This window comes from Streptomyces sp. NPDC002773, from assembly GCF_040295605.1.
GTDB lineage: Bacteria > Actinomycetota > Actinomycetes > Streptomycetales > Streptomycetaceae > Streptomyces.
Window position 1 is genome coordinate 100,337 of sequence record NZ_JBEOVO010000002.1, and the last position, 17,193, is coordinate 117,529.

Sequence of the window (17,193 nt, forward strand, 5' to 3'; positions counted from 1 at the left end):
CGGCGGACGGCGCCGGAGTCAGACGCGAACTACACCCGTCCAGCCGCACCGGCCCGCCGAGCGGGGGCGGGCACTTGCCCAACCGTGCCCTCCAGGGCGTTGGACAGCGGTCACCACGGGAGTGAGCAGAGCCTCCCGGAAGGACCCACGAATACACTTTTCCGCAGGTCAGAGGCCGTATGGACGGCCAGAGCAGCGGTGACTCCCAAGCTGATGGCGCGGGTTCGACTCCCGTCATCCGTTCGGATCCGTTCGCGAACGAAGCCCCAGGCTCAGACCCCAGTAGGCCCGGTCTTCTCTCGGGGAGCGGTTTTCGTCGCCAGGAGGGTCGCTGCGAACGAGCATCCGCTGAGGGCGAGGAACAGGCCGCCGTAACCGCCGAGCAGGCCGGCGAGGGCGACTCCGGCCCAAGGGGCGAGGGCGGCGGCGATGGTGGCCGGGGCCGTGAGGAGGGCGGAGAGTCGGCCGTAGTGGGTGGTCCCCCAGCGGTCGGTGACGGCGGTGGCCTGGAGCAGCGTGAGGTTTCCCCGTACGACTCCGGCGAGGACGGAGAACAGGACGAGGAGGGGAATCGGGCCTGGAACCAGCGCGAGGGCGGCCGTGGTGGCGCCACCGAGGGCGATCAGGACGGTGGTTCGGCTGGTGACGGTCACGCGGGTGGCGAGGGTGGAGTAGAGGGTGCGGCCGAGTGTCTGCCCGACGCCGCCGAGACCGAGTGCCCACGCAGCGGTGGTCGAACTCGCTCCGCGCTCTTCGAGGAGCGGTACGAGCCCGATGACGACCGCGTACATGGCGAAGCCGGACAGCGTGAACGCCGTGGCGAGCAGGGCGAAGGGCCCACTTCGCGCCGTCTGGTCGGCCCCTGTCGGCTGTTCGGAGATCTGGGGCTGCGGGGCGGGTGGCCAGGGAGCCCGCAGGGCGAGGGCATGGGCGGGGAGGGTGATCGCGGCGAGCACGCCCGCGAGCACCAGGTAGGTGGCGCGCCAGTCGAGGTGCTCCGCGAGGACGGCGGTGAGCGGGGCGAAGACGGTGGAGGCGAGGCCGCCGGCGAGGGTGACGACGGTGAGGGCGCGTACGTGGTCGGGAGCCCACCACCGGGTGAGAGCCGCGAAGGCGGGTTGGTAGAAGGTGGCGGCCATCGCGATGCCGGTCAGCGCCCAGGCAGCGTAGAAGACGAGGAGGTTCGGGGCGGCTGCTGCGGCCAGCACGCCGGTGACCGCCAGGGCAGAGCCCCCCGTCATGATCAAGTGCGGGCCGCGCCGGTCCAGGACGCGGCCGATGGGTACGCCCGCCGCTGCGGAGACGAGAAGTGCCAGGGAGAACGCGCCCGTCGTGGCACCCGACGACCAGCCGGTATCGGCCGTGATGCGGGAGAGCAGGACGGGGAAGGCGTAGTAGACGATCCCCCAGCTGGTGATCTGCGTCGCGCACAGCGCGGGCAGGACGGCGCGGGGCCGCGACCGGACCCCCGTCCCGGTCGCGGCCCCGGCCGTCGGGGTGTTGGAGTCGGTCACGAGCCGCAGGAGGGCGCCGGGCTGGCGGTGCCGAGCTGGATCAGCGCCGGGGCCGGGGCGCAGCAGCCGCCCGCTGCCGACTGCTCGATGCCGGGCCGGTCGATGCCGGGCTGGTCGATGCCGGGCTGGTCGATGCCGGGCTGGTCGATGCCGGGCTGGTCGGCGTCGGGCTGGTCGGTGCCGGGCTGGTCGAAGAGGCCGGCGCCGCCGCATACGCCCGTCTCCGGGAGGACGAGTTCGACGCGCTCGGCGGATTCGCGGTCGCCCGCGATCGCGGCGGCTACGGAGCGGACCTGTTCGTAGCCGGTGAGGGCGAGGAACGTCGGGGCGCGGCCGTAGGACTTCATGCCCACCAGGTACACGCCCTCTTCGGGGTGGGAGAGCTCGTTCACGCCGTGCGGGTAGACCGTGCCGCAGGAGTGCTGGTTCGGGTCGATGAGCGGCGCGAGGGCGACGGGGGCCTGGAGCCGGTCGTCGAGGCCGAGGCGCAGTTCGTCGAGGAACGTCAGGTCGGGGCGGAAGCCGGTCAGGACGATCACCTCGTCGACGGGGTCGAGCCGGCGGCCGTCCTCGGCGACCAGGACCAGGCGCTCGCCGTCGCGTTCGATCGTGTCCGTACGGAAGCCGGTGACGGCGTCCGCGTGGCCCTCGTCGACCGCCGCCTTGGCGGCGAGGCCGAGGGCGCCGCGGGCGGGGAGCTGGTCGGCGGTGCCGCCGCCGAAGGTGGAGCCGGAGATGCCGCGGCGCAGGATCCACACGGCCTTGGTCCCCTCGCCGCCCTCGGACCTGGCCAGGTCCGCGAGCGAGGCGAGCGCGGTGAAGGCGGAGGCGCCCGAGCCGATGACGGCGGTGCGCCGGCCCACGTAACGGGCCCGTACGGCGGGGTCCTTGAGGTCGGGGACGCGGTAGGCGAGGCGGTCGGCCGCGGCCTTCTCACCGAGGGCCGGCAGACCGGAGGCGCCGGCCGGGCTCGGGGTGGACCAGGTGCCGGAGGCGTCGATCACGGCGCGGGCGAGGATGCGCTCCTCCCGGCCGTCCGCGTGGGCGACGTGGACGACGAAGGGCTGGGTCTCGCGGTCGGCGTCGACGATCCGGTCCCGGCCGGAGCGGGAGATGCCGGAGACCCGGGCGCCGAAGCGGACCTTGTCTCCCAGGATTTCGGCGAGCGGGCGGAGGTACTTCTCGGCCCAGTCGCCGCCGGTGGGGTACGTCTTCGGGTCGGGCTTCACCCAGCCGGTCGGAGCGAGGAGCTTCTCGGCGACCGGGTCGGTGACCTCGCCCCACGTGGAGAACAGCCGCACGTGCGCCCACTCGCGCACCGCCGCGCCCGCCTGCGGGCCGACCTCGAGGACCAGCGGCTCCAGGCCCCGGTCGACGAGGTGGGCGGCGGCGGCCAGACCGGCGGGGCCGGCTCCGATCACGAGGACGGGCAGCTGGTCGGTGGCGGTGACGTTCATGACGAACCCCTTGTGTTTCGACGTCTGTCGATCTCTTGTGCTCTCAGCATGCACTGTATATCGATAGACGTCAACATAGACATTCATCGAAACGGAGTGGTCCCCATGGAACATGCCGGCGTCGGCGTCGACGTCATCGGGGGCGGCCAGTCCGGCCTCGCCGCAGCGCACAGCCTCCTGCGCGAAGGGCCGCTCGGCAGCTGCGTCGCCCGTAGGCCCTTGCCTCTGGTTCGACATGTGTCAACATAGACGTATGTCGAATGCAAGGGTGCTGCCGCTGCTCCAGCCCGAGGTCGAGCCGTGCTGCCCGCCGCTGACCGAACGCCCGCTCACCGCGGACGAGGCCGAGCGGACGGCGAAGATGTTCAAGGCGCTCGGTGACCCCGTACGCCTGCGACTGTTCTCGGCGGTCGCCTCGCACGAGGCCGGGGAGGCATGTGTCTGCGACATCTCCGACGTCGGCGTCTCCCAGCCCACCGTGTCCCACCACCTGAAGAAGCTCAAGGAAGCCGGGCTGCTCTCCTCCGAGCGGCGCGGCACCTGGGTCTACTACCGCGTCGAGCCCGCCGTGCTCGCCGCCATGGGACAGCTGCTGACCACGGCAGCCGCGTGACCGCCTCCCCCCTGGTCGTCCCGCTCACCGCCGTACACGCCGTCGAAGTAATCGCGATCTACCAGGCCGGCATCGACGAGGGCAACGCCACCTTCGAGACCACCGCCCCCACGTGGGAGCAGTTCGACGCGTCCAAGCTGCCGGAACACCGCTTCGCCGCCGTCGACGAGACCGGCCGCCTCCTCGGCTGGGTCGCCGCCACGAAGGTCTCCGACCGCTGCGCGTACGTCGGCGTGGTCGAGCACTCCGTCTACGTCCACCCCGACGCCCGTGGCCGAGGCGTCGCCTCCTTGCTGCTCAAGGCGCTCATCGACTCCACCGAGGCGGCCGGGATCTGGACCATCCAGTCCGGCATCTTCCCGGAGAACGCCGCGAGCCTGACCGTCCACGAGCGGGTCGGCTTCCGTGTGATCGGCACCCGGGAACGCATCGGCCGACACCACGGCCGTTGGCGCGACACCGTCCTGGTCGAGCGTCGAAGCGCCGTCATCTCCTGACACCCGCCCTGTCGGACGGCTTCCGGTGTCCCGCCCGGCCCCCAGGCGGGCTGCTCTTCAGCAGCAGCCAGTCCAACAGCGACCCCAGCACGACATGGGGAGTCTCAACGCAGCAGATCCGCGATCTGCCGTGCTGCCTCGCGTGCCGGGCGGCCGACGCCGATGAGGGTGGCGGAGGCCGGGCCGGTCCAGTCGCCGTAGCCGAGGAGGTGGAGGCGGGGTTCGCCGAGGGCCCGGGTGCCGGTGGTGGGGATGTGGCCTCGGGGGCCGCGCAGGCCGAGTGGGGCGAGGTGGGAGAGGCCGGGGCGGAAGCCGGTGCACCAGATGATCGCGTCCGCCTCGGCGGTCGTGCCGTCGGCCCAGGCGACCCCGGTCGCGGTGACGCGGTCGAACATCGGCTGGGCCTTGAGGAGTCCGGCGTCGCGGGCCTCCCGTACGGGCGGGACGGCGACGATGTCGCCGAGGGAGGCGACGCCTCCGCTGTCGGTGCGCCCCTCGTCGAGGGCGCGGCGGCGGGCCGTGGCGTGGTCGAAGAGTGCGCGGCCGTCGATGTCGTCGGCGAGGTAGCGCGGTTCGCGCGGGGTGACCCAGGTCAGGGCGGCGGCAGGCACGAGGTCGGCGGCGATCTGGGCGCCGGAGTTGCCGCCGCCGACCACGATCACCGTCTGTCCCGCGAGGTCGACGGGGCTGCGGTACTCGACCGTGTGGAGCTGGACGCCCCGGAACTTCGTACGGCCGGGCACGGCGGGGACGAAGGGCCGCGACCACGTCCCGGTCGCGCTGATGACCGCCCGGGCCCGCCACGACCCCGAGTCGGTCTCCACGTGCAGGAGTTCTCCGTCGCGGTGGACGCCGGCCACGCGTACGGGGCGGTGGACGGGGAGCTCGTACCGCTGCTCGTAGTCGGTGAGGTAGGCGACGACGTGGGCGGCGTCCGGGTACGTCTCGCCGGGTTGGGGCGGCATGAGGCGGCCCGGCAGCGAAGAGTACGCGGCCGGGGAGAAGAGGTGGAGGGAGTCCCAGGTGTGCTGCCACGCCCCGCCCGGCGTCGGCTGGGCGTCGAGGACGGCGAAGTCGAGGCCGAGACGCCGCAGGTGGTAGCCGGCGGCGAGACCGGCCTGGCCTCCGCCGATCACGACGACGTCGAGCGGAGCGGGCATGGCGGACTCCTTTCGTGCGACGTTCCGTACGACTTTCCGTACGACTTCCCGTACGGCTTTCCCTACGACGTTCCGTACGACTTTCCGTACGACTTCCCGTACGGCTTTCCCTACGACGTTCCGTACGACCTTCCGTACGACGGTGCCCCGCACCAGGGCGGGGCACCGTTCGATGACGCGGTCGCTCTACTGCTGGGCGGGGGCGAACTTCCTGCGCCAGGCGAGCGAGACGTACACGAGCGCGACCAGGACGGGGACCTCGATCAGCGGGCCGACGACACCGGACAGGGCCTGGCCGGAGGTGACGCCGAAGGTGGCGATGGCGACGGCGATGGCGAGTTCGAAGTTGTTGCCCGCGGCGGTGAACGCGAGCGTGGCCGTCCGGTCGTAGTTCAGGCCGATCGCCTTGCCGAGCAGGAAGGTGCCGAACCACATGACCGCGAAGTAGACCAGCAGCGGCAGCGCGATCCGGGCGACATCCAGCGGCTGGGACGTGATGGTCTTCCCCTGGAGGGCGAAGAGGATGACGATCGTGAAGAGCAGGCCGTAGAGCGCCCACGGGCCGATCTTCGGCAGGAACGCCGTCTCGTACGACTCCCGGCCCATCTTCTTCTCACCGATCCGGCGGGTCAGGAAACCGGCCACCAGCGGAACGCCGAGGAAGATGACGACGTTGAGCGCGATCTTCCACATGGAGATGTCGAGGTGCTCGCCCTCGCCGAGGCCCAGCCAGCCGGGCAGCAGGTCGAGGTAGAACCAGCCCAGGACACCGAACGCGATCACCTGGAAGACCGAGTTCAGCGCGACCAGGACGGCCGCGGCCTCACGGTCGCCGCAGGCGAGGTCGTTCCAGATGATCACCATGGCGATGCAGCGGGCCAGACCGACGATGATCAGGCCGGTGCGGTACTCGGGCAGGTCCGGCAGGAAGATCCACGCCAGGGCGAACATGAGCGCCGGGCCGAGGACCCAGTTGATGACCAGCGAGGAGATCATCAGCTTCCGGTCGCCGGTGACGGCGTCCAGCTTGTCGTACCGGACCTTCGCGAGCACCGGGTACATCATGATCAGCAGGCCGACGGCGATCGGGAGGGAGATCCCGCCGATCTCGACCTTGGCGAGCGCGTCGTTCAGGCCGGGGATCAGCCGTCCGAGCCCCAGGCCGAGGCCCATGGCGAGCAGGATCCAGACGGCGAGGAAGCGGTCGAGCGTCGACAGCTTCGCGACGACCGAGGGCTCCTCGGTGGGCGCGGGAGCGGTGGGGGTCAAGGACAGGCCCTCTTGTTCTCGGCAGCGGTACGAGCGGACTCGGCCAGGTCAGCGAACTGGCCGGCAACGGAGGCGATGACGTCCGGGCGGAGCTTGTAGTAGGTGAACCGTCCGCACGGCTCGGTCTCGACGACACCGGCCTCACGCAGCACTCTCAGATGGTTGGAGAGGTTGGTCTGCTTGGCCCCCGTCTCCTCCACGAGGTGGGTGGTGCACAGGGTCTCGCGGGCGAGCAGGGTCACGATCCGGAGCCGCAGGGGGTCGCCCAGGACTCGGATCAGCTCAGTGTCGACTGACGTCATCATGGACTGATACTGTCACATCATCCCGCACTGATACCAGCTGGGGCTGATCTCTTTCAGCCCGCCGAAGGGGGTTCTCCTGCCGTGACCGCGTTCTCAGGCCCGGTCCTGCCCGACGGCCGCCTCGCGCCTCCTCCGCCGGGACCGGTCCGTCCGCGGCCGGGTCGACCCGCACGTCAACCAGGTCCTCACGCGCCGAGGCCGGCGTCCCACTGGACACCCTGCCCGGTGTCTGAGAACCCCGCCCCACACTGATCCGATCGATTGAGGAAGAACCCATGACCGCTCCGCTCGCCTCCGTGCTCTTCGTCTGCGTCCACAACGCCGGCCGCTCCCAGATGGCCGCCGGCTTCCTGCGGCACCTGGCCGGCGACCGCGTCGAGGTCCGCTCCGCAGGCTCCATCCCGGGCGACCAGGTCAACCCCTCCGCCGTCGCGGCCATGGCCGAGCTCGGCATCGACATCGCCGACCAGAAGCCCAAGGTGCTCACCACCGAGGCCGTGCAGGCGTCCGACTACGTCATCACCATGGGCTGCGGCGACGCCTGCCCGATCTTCCCCGGCAAGAAGTACCTCGACTGGGCCCTCGAGGACCCGGCCGGCCAGGGCGTCGAGGCCGTCCGCCCCATCCGTGACGAGATCAAGCTCCTCATCGAGGGCCTCATCGCCGAGATCGAGGCGAAGCACGAGGCGTGACCTCCGCGACCGATCCCCTCACCTCTGGTGACGACGTCCGCGAGGTCATGGACACCATGCGGGCCCAGGCCGAGCGGTTCGGCGCCGAGGGGCTTCTGCTTCTCGGCGAGACTCGTCTCAGCTCCATCACGCTGCGGACGTGAACGGGCGTAGCGGATACGTGCGGGCGCATACTGGCAGCAATGACAAAGTCGAGTGCACCGAAGCGCTTTCTGCCCACCAGCCCCTTCAAAGCCCCGGTCGCGCTGCCTCCCAAGCAGTTCGCCGTAGGCGACCAGGTCACACACGACGTGCACGGCCTCGGCCGGGTCGTCGGCATCGAGGACGGGATCGCGACAGTCGTGGATTTCGGCTCGGCGCAACAGCGGATCCTGAGTCCGTACGCCAAGATGAGCAAGCTGTAGGACCGCCGTGCCCGGTCACGGCACACCAGATCCGTTCACGGACCCGCAAGGAAGAGGACCCCTCTCATCGACCTGACCTCGCCGTTCTCCGCTCCGGAAGGGGCGTCCCCCTCCGCCGCCGCAGCAGCGCCGCATCCCACCACGCATCCCTTCCAGGCGGCCGACTTCGGGGAGATCGAAACCTTCCCGTTCGACGAGGACGCGCCAGCGTCGGCCTCTGGCACGAGTGCGGCTCGACGCGAGGCAGGCTAGCTCCCGCTCATGATCGAGACGGGGTCGTGATTCCCAAGCTGACAGCGCGGGTTCGATTCCCCTCACCGTTCGCGGACGAAGCCCCAGGTCAGTGACCTGGGGCTTCTCTGTTGTCCAGACCTCTCCGGGTCAGGTGTCTCGTGGGCTCTCGGGGACCACCCGAGACATTTTCTTGACCCGTCGGGAGGGCGGCGGCCTATCGTCGGTGGCCGGTGGTGACCAGAACGGGGAAGGCTCGTGTCAGTGGGGGGAGTGCGACAGGTAACCGTTCTGGACGGCTCGCATTCCGGCCTGGAATCGGCTGCGGGCGCCCAGGTGGGCGAGCAGTCCGGTGATCACCCGGCCCACGGTGCGCGTCGAGACGCCCAGGCTGTTGGCGATGGATTCGTCCGTACGCCCCTCCGCCATGAGCTGCAGTACCGCGGCCTGCTGCCGGGTGAGGAAGTCGGGCTCGCAGGGCGCTGCCGCCTGTCCCAGCGGGGTCGCGGTCTCCCACATGTGGTCGAAGAGCGTGACCAGCACGGAGACGAGACCGGGGCTGGTGACCAGAGCGGCCGCGGCCGCGGTGTTCGTCGCGTCGACGGCCACCAGGGCGCTGCGGCGGTCCACGATGGTGAGGCGGTTGGGCAGGACCGGTCTGGTGCGGACGTGGGCCCCGGCGCTCTCCAGCCAGGTCGCGTACTCCCGGGCGTGGCTGTCGTGACGGATGCTGTCGAGGTAGATGGTCCGCATCACGATGCCCTGCTCGATGTTGCGCAGGCTCAGCGGGCGGGCCGCCTCGATGCTCGCCTGCGACATCTGCGAGTCGGGCGCGAACGTCAGCACTTCGAAGCGGGTCTCCGCGGACAGGAGCTCGATCTGGTCCCGAATCGCGTCGATGCCGTCCAGGTACCGGACTCCGGCCTTGGAGGATTCCTGCGACGAGGAGTCGGCGATTTCGGCCATCAGGCCGACGACGGCGGCCCGAGTCGCCTCCATGCGCTGCTGCTGGGCGGCGAGTTCGGCCTGCTGGCGGGCCTGGAGGAGCTGGAGGGCCAGCTGCGGATCAATGGCGCGGCCCTGCCCGTCGGCACCGCCGCCGCGCAGCAGCGCCATCTCGCTGAGCAGGGTCAGTGAGTGGCGTACGTCGTCCGGGGTCAGCCCCAGACGCTGGGCCATCTCCAGAACACCGTCCTGCGGATAGGCCAGTTTGCTTCGGTAGACCGATGCGGTCACGTCGTCAAGTTCACGCCGATCGAACACAGCCGCCCACTCCCCCATGGAAGACCTGCATGTTGCCGCAGCTCAAAGGCCCTGCGCACGAGCGTCAGGCTAGCTTGCCCGGCGGCTTGATCGAAGAGCAGGCGATACGGAATCGGGCGGAGTTTTCCGGCCGATCCGACGAACGCGGCGACGACAGGGCGCCGGTTTGTCCCACCTCTCCGCACGTGTGGGCTTCCGTCCCGCGGGTGAGGACTCATGTGTTGAGGGCACGACAGTTACCCAGGAGGGTTCATGTATCTGGTCCACCTGCACCTGAACGCCCCCCAGGGGGCGGGCGACCTGCCGCACGGTGTGGAGGCCGCCCTTGCCGAGGCCCAGCCCGCGGTCGAACTGGCCGTCCGCCACGTGCGTGCGGAGGCCGACCCGGTGGTCGCCCTCTACATGCGGGCCCCTGATCTGCACACCGCCGAGTACTGGGCCGCGGCGGCCTGGCGCCTCGCCGCGCGCCGGACCCTCGGGGCCGGCGCGTGGTCGCTGCTGAAGGCCGAGGTACCGCTGCTGGTCGTCGACGAACTGGCCTGACGGACACCCCCATCGCACGCTCCCGAGCGCACGCTGTCGTGTGTAGGACATGTCGGGTGCAGGACAAGCAAAACTCTGGATCACCCCTCTCACCTGCGGCAACCTTGAACACGTCAGCAGGAAACGCCGCACCGCTCGGGGGACTCCGATCATGCTCAGCCGTCTCAAGGCCGCCACGCTCGTTGCCGTCACCGCCACCACGCTCCTCGCGGGAGCCGTCACCGGCGCCGTCTCGCAATCCACCGGTTCGGACGGTGTGACGTACCAGGCCGACTGGCGCTGGGACTCCGCCCCGCTGACCGCTGACGGAGCGGACAGTTGACCGCCGGCCTCCGGTCCGGCGCGAACAGGGCCCATGAGGCGCTGATGATGACCGCACCGGCCCGCCGGGGAGCGCTTCACCGGACCACCGGCCGATTCGCGTGGCTGTCACCGATGGTCCTCTGGCCGCTCGCGCGGCACCTGCTCACCACCGGTACGGCCCGACCCCAGGGGGGCGGGACCCGCAGGGCGGACGAGGAGGCCGTGTTCGCCGCGGTCCTGTACGTCCTGGTGAGCGGCGAGTCCTGGCGCGCACTGCCGAAGTCCTTTCCCGTCTCCTGGCAGAACGCCCACCGGCGGTTCGGCCAGTGGTGCGACGAAGACCTGTGGAACCGGATGGCGGACACCGCCCGGGCCACGCCCCAGATCTCCCCATCGGTACGCGACTGGGCCGAACGCCTCGCCGAGGCGGCGCGATCCCGCCGAACGGACCGAACCGGTCTTCCCGATGGACTCGACCTCCCCGGTCTCCCCGATCGCAGGGACCTGCGGGACCGGACGGTCCGAGCGGACCTCCCGGCCCGGGTTGCCTGACCGCGCCTGACCGCGCCCCCACCCCCACCCCCGCTCCCACCCCATCCCCTCACCTGCCGTGCCCGTGGCACAGCCATGCCCGTAGGCAGAGCCCTGCCCGCAAGCACCGGCGCAGACTTCCCCACCTTCCCGATTTCCCTCTGAAAGGCTTAGCGTGCGTAGATCCGCGCTCCCCATCGTGGCCGCCATGTCCATGGCCATGCTGCTCCCGCAGCAGTTCTCGGCCTCCGCCGAAGAGGCGCCCAGCGCGCCCCTCGCCGCGGGCGAGATCCAGAACATCGGCCCCGGCATGTACCAGTCCGCGACCGACAGTTACCAGGTCTCCGAGAACGACGTCCCGATCGGCCTCATGGGCCGTACGCACACCGTCGCCGGCCAGGCGCAGGGGATCTCGCAGGCCCAGGACGCACCCGAGACCCGCTCCGACATCGGAGTCTTCGGTCCCAGCTGGGAAGCCGAGTTCGTCGGCGGCCAGCTGAACCGCAAGCTGGTCCAGGACTCGGAGTCGATCACCACCACCGACCTGGACAGCAGCGCGTCCACCCGCTACGACCTCACCGAGTCCATGGACGGTCCGGGCGGCGGCAGCATCAACACCTATACGGCGTCCGACGGTTCGACCCTGGTCGAGCACGCGGTGTGGGACGACCTCGCCGGTGAGATGAAGTCGACCATCACCGAGACGCTGAACATCGACCTGGCCACCGCGGTCGAGGGCGACGACGCCCCCGTCGACGCGAACGGCAACCCCATCCCGGCGGCCGATCTCAAGCCCACGTACACCTGGAAGCAGGCGTCCGGCACCGGTGACACCTGGCGCGTCACGAGCGTCGGCAACAAGGCGTACAAGCCCACCGCCGTCTCCTACGACGCCCAGGGCCGCGTCGCCACCATCACCGAGCCCGCCGCCGGTGAGACCCCCGCGCAGTCCATCGCCGTGACCTACGCCACCGCGACCACCGCGACGGGCACGACCCTCGGTGACGTGGCCGGCCAGGTCAAGGCCATCACGGTCACCACCGGCGAGACCGTCCAGACCCTCGCCCGCTACACCTACGAGGCCTCCGGTCTGCTCCGCGAGGTCACCAACCCTGCCGAGGGCAGCGAGCTCAGCTCGTACACCTACGACGGCGACGACCGCCTCTCGACGCTGACGAGCGGCGCCGGCGGCGACTGGGAGCTGACGTTCAGCGGCGACGCCGCCGCCCCGCAGGCCGTCGAGACCAGCGGTGTCATCCCCGACGCCGGCTCCATCGCGCCCGGCCAGGAACAGCCCGACGGGGTCAGCCCGCCCTCCGAGAACTTCATCGGCGGGGACATCACCGACCCGCAGGCCAACCCGCGCGCCTGCGGCTCCCCGGAGTCGTGGATCCGGTGGTGGGGCAACTGCACCACCGCAGTCGCCCATTACGGCTGGAGGTGGCCGTCCTGGAAGCAGACGCCCACCGGCTACTGGGTCCGCGGTGTCTTCTACGACCACTGCACCGACTCGTACGACCGGCCCCTCGGCTTCGACTTCCGCGCCGCGTGCGACGCGCACGACTACGCCTACGGAACCATCGGCAACACCTACAAGGGCTACAGCTACTACCTGGACCGCAACAAGGCCTTCGCCGCCGACGCCGCGTTCTACAACCTGATGCGCTACAACACCTGCCCGGCCTATGCCTGGTGGAAGCAGGCCTCCTGCAAGAGCCTGGCCTACAACTACTACCGCGGAGTCGTCCTCTTCGGGCACCCGAAGACCGGTGCCATGGCCACCCGTTGATCCGTCCGACGGACACCTCTGACGGACCCGTTCGACGGACCGTTCGACGGACCGTTCGACGGAGACCGTAGGGCCGGGCGCCCGACATCTTCGGCCGCCCGGCCCTCCCGCTTCACCCGCGCCTTCACCCGCGCCTTCGGCTTCGCCGCGCTGTCGCCCCCGCGCCCGATGGCCGCCCCCCTCCCCCGTTCCCCCCTCCCCTTCCATGGAGACACGAAGTGAAGAGATCCACGCGGGTCGCGCTCGCCGCCTCGGCGGCAGCCGTGGTGCTGACCGCGATACCGGTCGTCGCCAACCCCCTGACCGGTTCCAGCCCGGCGTTCGCCGAGGAGAACGGCCCGGTCGACCCGCCGCTGTTCGACGAGACCCAGGACGGCGGCACCGTCCGCGTCAACGTTCTCCTCGACGGTGTCTCGGAACTCTCCTCGGCCTCCGAAGCGGGTGAGGTCCTCGTCTCCTACGACACCCTGCCGCTGGTCACCCTGCGCGTGGACCGGGCCGGCCTGGATTCGCTGAGCAGCATGCCGGGGGTCGTCAGCGTCAGCGAGGACATCCCGGTCGCACCGACGCTGAACGAGTCCACCGCCAAGATCGGCAGCGCCGCGGCCGTCGCCGCCGGGAAGACCGGCGCCGGCAGCGCGATCGCGATCCTCGACACCGGCGTCGCGACCGGGCACCCGTTCCTGGCCGGCCGGGTCAAGGCCGAGGCGTGCTTCTCCGTCACCGACGCCGCCTACGGCGCCACCAGCCTGTGCCCGGACGGCACGGCCGAACAGGAGGGCCCCGGCAGCGCCGACGCCGGCAGCGGCCCGTGCACCACCGTGGGTACCGCCTGCTCCCACGGCACCCACGTCGCCGGCATCGCCGCGGGCAACGGAGCCGGCGTGACCGGAGCTCCGGCCCGCGGTGTCGCCCCCGGCGCGGACATCATCGCCATGCAGGTGTTCTCCAAGTTCACCTCCGACTCCTACTGCGGGCCGGGAGCCAGCCCCTGCGTCCTCAGCTTCACCAGCTCGCAGATCAAGGCGCTGGAGAAGGTCGCGGCGCTGAAGAACGCCGGCACCAACGTCATCGCCGCGAACATGTCCCTGGGCGGCGGCCGCTGGACCGCCGCGTGTGCGGCGGACCCCCGCAAGCCGATCATCGACACCCTGTTCAACCAGGGCGTCGCCACCGTCGTCGCGGCCGGCAACAACGGCTACGCGAACGCGGTCAACGCCCCCGGATGCGTGTCCTCCGCCCTCACCGTGGGCTCCACCACGGATGACGACCAGCTCTCCACCTTCAGCAACCGCGGCCCGCTCCTCGACCTGCTCGCACCCGGGACCGGCATCGTCTCCTCCGTCCCCGGCGGCGGGTACGCCTCCAAGAACGGCACCTCGATGGCCGCACCCCACGTGGCCGGCGCCCTCGCGATCCTCCGCCAGGCCCACCCCGGCAAGACCCTCGCCGAGCTGGAGGCCCTGCTGAAGGACAGCGGGACGCCCATCACGTACACCGGCGCGGTCACCCCCCGGCTCCGCATCGACCTCCCGCAGCCGCCGCCGCGCCCCCGCTTCACCGACCTCAACTGCGACGCCATCGAGGACACCGTCGTCGGTGACCCCAAGGCGACCGTCGGCGGTGACGCCGACGCCGGCGTGGTCCGCGTGATCTACGGCGGCGGCAAGGGCACCGCCGAGCTCCACCAGGACCTCCCCGCCGTCCCGGGCGACGCCGAACCCGGCGACTCCTTCGGCGAGAACCTGGCCACGTTCGACCACGACGAGGACGGTTGCAGCGACCTCGTCGTGGGCATCCCGAGCGAGGACGTCGGCGCCGAGGCCGACGCCGGCGCCGTCCACGTCTTCTACGGCGCCGCAGGCGGCCTGTCCACCGGCAAGGCCGCCCTCAACCTGGTCCAGGGCACGGGCGACGGCGCCATCAAGTCCTCGGCGCCCGAGGCCGGGGACCGCTTCGGCCACGCCGTCGCCGCCGGCCACACCAGCCAGGGCCAGCCCTACCTGGTGATCGGCGTACCCGGCGAGGAGGTCGGCACCGTCACGGACGCCGGCATCGCCTACTACCTGCGCGGTACCACCAACGTGGCCACCGACCAGAACAAGCCCGGCATGGACGGCGACAGCGAGGCCGGCGACCGGTTCGGCACGACCATCGCCGCCTCCGCGAACCACATCGTCATCGGCTCCCCGAACGAAGCCGTCGGCACCGCGACCGACGCCGGCAACATCCAGGTGCTCAACCACGAGTTGAACGCCGGCGGCCTGCCGACCCCCCTCGCGGGTCTCAACCAGAACGACCCCCTGGTCAGCAGCCTGGCCGAGGCCGGGGACCTGTTCGGAGGCTCCCTCGCCGCCACCGCCTACACCCCGGCCGGCGCGAGCGCCGCGACCGACACCGTCCTCGCGGTCGGCGTGCCCGGCGAGGGCCTGACGGTCGCTTCGGCCCCCGTCGACCACGCCGGCCAGGCCTACACCTTCCGCATCACCGGGGCGGGCGCCATCACGAAGGTCGCCTCCATCACCGCCGAGGTCGCCGGCGTGGCCGGCACGGCCGCGGCGGGTGACCGGCTCGGTCAGAGCGTGTCCCTGGTCAACCTCGCCCCCGACGCACCGGCCACCGCGTCGACCCTCGTCCTCGCGGTCGGCATTCCGGGCAAGGACATCGGCGGCGTCGTGGACGCGGGCGCGGTGCAGACCTTCGACCCGCTCGGCGTCCCCGGGGACACCGACCAGTGGATCCAGGCGGGCGACGCCTCCGGCCTTGGCGGCACTCCGACGGCCGGCCACGCCGTAGGCGCCCACCTGGCGGCCACCACGTCGGCACTCCACGTCGGCGTGGCCGACGCCACCCCCTTCGGCGCCGTCCACTCCCTCCCGTGGGGCAACACGACGGCCGGCCGCACCGGCCCCGCCGGCACGGTCACCACCCACCAGCCGGGCCAGAACGGCCTCCCGGCCGCCGGCGGCGCCTTCGGCTGGTCCATCGCCTGACCCCAGCCCCCAAGCGGCGCGGGTTCGATTCCTTTCTCCCGCTCGTGAGCGAAGTCCCAGGTCAGCGACCTGGGACTTCGTCGTTGTCCAGGGGCCCGAACCCCCTGGCGATCAACCACCCGGCCAGTCCCAACTCCCAGGCGAACACCGGGAGTGCGGCGGCCGCCCCCGCCACCGAGAGCTGGGCGTAGGCCCCGAACATCACGGCGACGGCCGAGGCGCAGATCAGTGGTCCGCCGACCAGTCCGAGCACGGCGAGGAAGCGGGGTACGAGCCGGGCGCGGTACGCCAGGTACGCGAGCAGGACGGTGTTCAGGCCGAGGGCGATGTTGGGCCCGAGCAGGAACGTCCACTCGTGCACGGCCACCAGCGCGGCGTCGGCGCCGTCCGCCGCCCCCGCGTCCCGCCGCAGGGTGACGAGCGCCAGGACGGCGACGATCCCGAGGGCGATGACGGCCGCCTCAAGGAGCCGCCCGAAGGCGTACCCGAGTGCGAGCCCCTCGCCGTGGCGACGCAGGACGGGGAACAGCGCCGCGCCGGTACCGGCCACCGCCGCCACCAGCACCATCTCGCAGAGCGCCCCGAGCAGTGCCCGCGTGTCGGCGCCCTGCGCGAGCCGGCCGTCCGCGGCGCCCAGGAGGGGGCGGTACAGGATCGCCCCGGCTATCGCGGCGGCCTCGGTCAACAGGAACAGCGACCCGGTGGCCACCGCGGTTCTCCGGTCCGGACTCATCTTCTCTCGTACCCCTCGCTCGATGGTGGTGTACGCCGTACACCTGACGGCGACCATAGGTGTACGACGTACACTCGTCAAGGAGAAGGCCGTCGCGGAGAAGGCCGTCGCGGAGAAGGCCGTCGCAGAGAAGGCCGTCGAGGAGGGAAGGGACCGAACCGGAATGACCCCGCAGGAAGCCACCCGCACGCAACGGATCCCCCTGAACAGGGACCGCGTCCTGCGCGCCGCCGTCGCGCTCGCCGACGCCACCGGCATCGACGCGCTCAGCATGCGCAGGCTCGCGCAGGAGCTGGGCGTCGTACCGATGGCCCTCTACAAGCACGTGGCCAACAAGGAGGAGCTGCTCGACGGCATGGTCGACGCCGTCGTCGGCGAGATCGACCCGCCGGCCGCGGGCCCCGACTGGCAGCCCGTGGTCCGGGGGCGGATCCTCTCGGCCCGGCGGGCCCTGCTGCGCCACCCCTGGGCGGTACGGGTCATCGAGTCGCGGACCGGCCCCACCCCGGCCGTGCTCGCGTACCTGGACTCGATGGCCGGGTGCTTCCGGGAGGGTGGCCTCTCCGCCGACCTCACGCACCACGTCATGCACGCGATGGGCAGCCGCCTCCTCGGCTTCAGCCAGGAACTGTTCGACACCTCGGGCCCCTCCGGCCCACCGGACCCCGGCCTTGCGGCGCGCTACCCGAACATCGCGGAACTGGCCGCGACGGCCGCCCACGACGGGGGCTCCGCGGTCGGTGGCGGCTGCGACGACCAGTTCGAGTTCGAATTCGCCCTGGACCTCCTCCTGGACGGCTTCGAGAACCTCCGCCGCCAGGGCTGGACGTCCGCGCGGAAGGCGTAGCGGGTGCGGAGGGGCTCCAGGCCGAAGTCCAGACGAAGCACGAAGCCCC

General features: G+C 71.3%; 18 protein-coding genes. 11 read left to right on the plus strand and 7 right to left on the minus strand.

The annotated features are described in order from the left end of the window. Positions 1-272: 272 nt before the first annotated feature. Both ABT034_RS03025 and ABT034_RS03030 read right to left on the minus strand, forming a co-directional pair. A complete protein-coding gene (locus ABT034_RS03025) occupies positions 273-1,514 on the minus strand; it encodes an MFS transporter (protein ID WP_351210624.1) in 1,242 nt (413 codons plus the stop codon). Continuing rightward, entirely contained in the window at positions 1,511-2,971 is a 1,461-nt protein-coding gene (locus tag ABT034_RS03030) for an NAD(P)-binding domain-containing protein (RefSeq protein WP_351210626.1), read from the minus strand. Before ABT034_RS03030 ends, ABT034_RS03025 begins: the two co-directional genes overlap by 4 nt. A 253-nt stretch (positions 2,972-3,224) precedes the next feature. Between ABT034_RS03030 and ABT034_RS03035 the strand changes: the two genes are divergently transcribed. Next, the gene (locus ABT034_RS03035; RefSeq protein ID WP_351210628.1) at positions 3,225-3,584 is read left to right on the plus strand and encodes an ArsR/SmtB family transcription factor; all 360 of its coding nucleotides are present in this window, start codon (positions 3,225-3,227) and stop codon (positions 3,582-3,584) included. Further along, entirely contained in the window at positions 3,581-4,081 is a 501-nt protein-coding gene (locus tag ABT034_RS03040) for a GNAT family N-acetyltransferase (RefSeq protein WP_351210630.1), read from the plus strand. Before ABT034_RS03035 ends, ABT034_RS03040 begins: the two co-directional genes overlap by 4 nt. A 104-nt stretch (positions 4,082-4,185) precedes the next feature. Here ABT034_RS03040 and ABT034_RS03045 read toward each other — a convergent pair whose 3' ends face one another. The 3 genes from ABT034_RS03045 to ABT034_RS03055 all read right to left on the minus strand — a co-directional run bounded on the left by ABT034_RS03045 (position 4,186) and on the right by ABT034_RS03055 (position 6,815). Next, positions 4,186-5,241 (minus strand): ArsO family NAD(P)H-dependent flavin-containing monooxygenase, encoded by a 1,056-nt coding sequence (locus ABT034_RS03045; protein ID WP_351210632.1) that lies wholly within the window; start codon positions 5,239-5,241, stop codon positions 4,186-4,188. 186 nt (positions 5,242-5,427) lie between these two features. Continuing rightward, a complete protein-coding gene (gene arsB / locus ABT034_RS03050; protein WP_351210634.1) occupies positions 5,428-6,510 on the minus strand; it encodes an ACR3 family arsenite efflux transporter in 1,083 nt (360 codons plus the stop codon). Further along, positions 6,507-6,815 (minus strand): ArsR/SmtB family transcription factor, encoded by a 309-nt coding sequence (locus tag ABT034_RS03055; RefSeq protein WP_351210636.1) that lies wholly within the window; start codon positions 6,813-6,815, stop codon positions 6,507-6,509. The genes arsB and ABT034_RS03055 overlap by 4 nt, the downstream gene beginning before the upstream one ends. 275 nt (positions 6,816-7,090) lie before the next feature. Between ABT034_RS03055 and ABT034_RS03060 the strand changes: the two genes are divergently transcribed. Genes ABT034_RS03060 through ABT034_RS03070 form a run of 3 tightly spaced genes read left to right on the plus strand, consistent with a single transcriptional unit; the run spans position 7,091 to position 7,911 of the window. Continuing rightward, on the plus strand, positions 7,091-7,507 hold the full coding sequence (locus ABT034_RS03060; RefSeq protein ID WP_351210638.1) for an arsenate reductase ArsC: 417 nt from the start codon (positions 7,091-7,093) through the stop codon (positions 7,505-7,507). Beyond that, positions 7,504-7,650 carry a hypothetical protein gene (locus ABT034_RS03065; RefSeq protein ID WP_351210640.1) on the plus strand — a complete coding sequence of 49 codons (147 nt, stop codon included), beginning with the start codon at positions 7,504-7,506 and terminating at the stop codon, positions 7,648-7,650. The genes ABT034_RS03060 and ABT034_RS03065 overlap by 4 nt, the downstream gene beginning before the upstream one ends. A gap of 39 nt (positions 7,651-7,689) precedes the next feature. Then, positions 7,690-7,911, plus strand: a complete 222-nt coding sequence (locus ABT034_RS03070) for a hypothetical protein (protein WP_351210642.1) — start codon at positions 7,690-7,692, stop codon at positions 7,909-7,911. 492 nt (positions 7,912-8,403) lie between these two features. Here ABT034_RS03070 and ABT034_RS03075 read toward each other — a convergent pair whose 3' ends face one another. After that, positions 8,404-9,378, minus strand: coding sequence for a helix-turn-helix transcriptional regulator (locus ABT034_RS03075; RefSeq protein WP_351210643.1), 975 nt, complete (start codon positions 9,376-9,378; stop codon positions 8,404-8,406). A gap of 279 nt (positions 9,379-9,657) precedes the next feature. Here ABT034_RS03075 and ABT034_RS03080 point away from each other — a divergent pair, with 279 nt between their 5' ends. The 5 genes from ABT034_RS03080 (at position 9,658) to ABT034_RS03100 (ending at position 15,564) form a co-directional block, all read left to right on the plus strand. Continuing rightward, positions 9,658-9,948 carry a hypothetical protein gene (locus ABT034_RS03080; protein ID WP_351210645.1) on the plus strand — a complete coding sequence of 97 codons (291 nt, stop codon included), beginning with the start codon at positions 9,658-9,660 and terminating at the stop codon, positions 9,946-9,948. 151 nt (positions 9,949-10,099) lie between these two features. Further along, the gene (locus ABT034_RS03085; protein WP_351210647.1) at positions 10,100-10,270 is read left to right on the plus strand and encodes a hypothetical protein; all 171 of its coding nucleotides are present in this window, start codon (positions 10,100-10,102) and stop codon (positions 10,268-10,270) included. Then, complete coding sequence (locus ABT034_RS03090) at positions 10,267-10,803, plus strand: transposase (RefSeq protein ID WP_351210649.1); 537 nt, start codon at positions 10,267-10,269, stop codon at positions 10,801-10,803. Before ABT034_RS03085 ends, ABT034_RS03090 begins: the two co-directional genes overlap by 4 nt. Positions 10,804-10,990: 187 nt before the next feature. Continuing rightward, positions 10,991-12,571: a phospholipase A2 gene (locus ABT034_RS03095; protein WP_351210651.1), complete on the plus strand. Its 1,581-nt coding sequence runs from the start codon at positions 10,991-10,993 to the stop codon at positions 12,569-12,571. Positions 12,572-12,789: 218 nt separating this feature from the next. After that, complete coding sequence (locus tag ABT034_RS03100; RefSeq protein WP_351210653.1) at positions 12,790-15,564, plus strand: S8 family serine peptidase; 2,775 nt, start codon at positions 12,790-12,792, stop codon at positions 15,562-15,564. A 61-nt stretch (positions 15,565-15,625) separates the two neighbouring features. On the opposite strand, the gene ABT034_RS03105 is transcribed toward ABT034_RS03100, so the two are convergent. Continuing rightward, complete coding sequence (locus ABT034_RS03105) at positions 15,626-16,273, minus strand: DUF4386 domain-containing protein (RefSeq protein ID WP_351210655.1); 648 nt, start codon at positions 16,271-16,273, stop codon at positions 15,626-15,628. A 187-nt stretch (positions 16,274-16,460) separates the two neighbouring features. On the opposite strand from ABT034_RS03105, the gene ABT034_RS03110 reads away from it, so the two are divergent. Continuing rightward, on the plus strand, positions 16,461-17,144 hold the full coding sequence (locus ABT034_RS03110; protein WP_351211378.1) for a TetR family transcriptional regulator: 684 nt from the start codon (positions 16,461-16,463) through the stop codon (positions 17,142-17,144). Positions 17,145-17,193 lie beyond the last annotated feature (49 nt).

Bases quoted from the DNA above. Each gene is read 5' to 3' on its own strand.
- ABT034_RS03030 (WP_351210626.1), bottom strand. From the start codon at position 2,971: ATGAACGTCACCGCCACCGACCAGCTGCCCGTCCTCGTGATCGGAGCC.
- ABT034_RS03080 (WP_351210645.1), top strand. From the start codon at position 9,658: ATGTATCTGGTCCACCTGCACCTGAACGCCCCCCAGGGGGCGGGCGAC.
- ABT034_RS03085 (WP_351210647.1), top strand. From the start codon at position 10,100: ATGCTCAGCCGTCTCAAGGCCGCCACGCTCGTTGCCGTCACCGCCACC.
- ABT034_RS03060 (WP_351210638.1), top strand. From the start codon at position 7,091: ATGACCGCTCCGCTCGCCTCCGTGCTCTTCGTCTGCGTCCACAACGCC.
- ABT034_RS03070 (WP_351210642.1), top strand. From the start codon at position 7,690: ATGACAAAGTCGAGTGCACCGAAGCGCTTTCTGCCCACCAGCCCCTTC.
- ABT034_RS03110 (WP_351211378.1), top strand. From the start codon at position 16,461: ATGACCCCGCAGGAAGCCACCCGCACGCAACGGATCCCCCTGAACAGG.
- ABT034_RS03055 (WP_351210636.1), bottom strand. From the start codon at position 6,815: ATGATGACGTCAGTCGACACTGAGCTGATCCGAGTCCTGGGCGACCCC.
- ABT034_RS03095 (WP_351210651.1), top strand. From the start codon at position 10,991: ATGTCCATGGCCATGCTGCTCCCGCAGCAGTTCTCGGCCTCCGCCGAA.
- ABT034_RS03045 (WP_351210632.1), bottom strand. From the start codon at position 5,241: ATGCCCGCTCCGCTCGACGTCGTCGTGATCGGCGGAGGCCAGGCCGGT.
- ABT034_RS03035 (WP_351210628.1), top strand. From the start codon at position 3,225: ATGTCGAATGCAAGGGTGCTGCCGCTGCTCCAGCCCGAGGTCGAGCCG.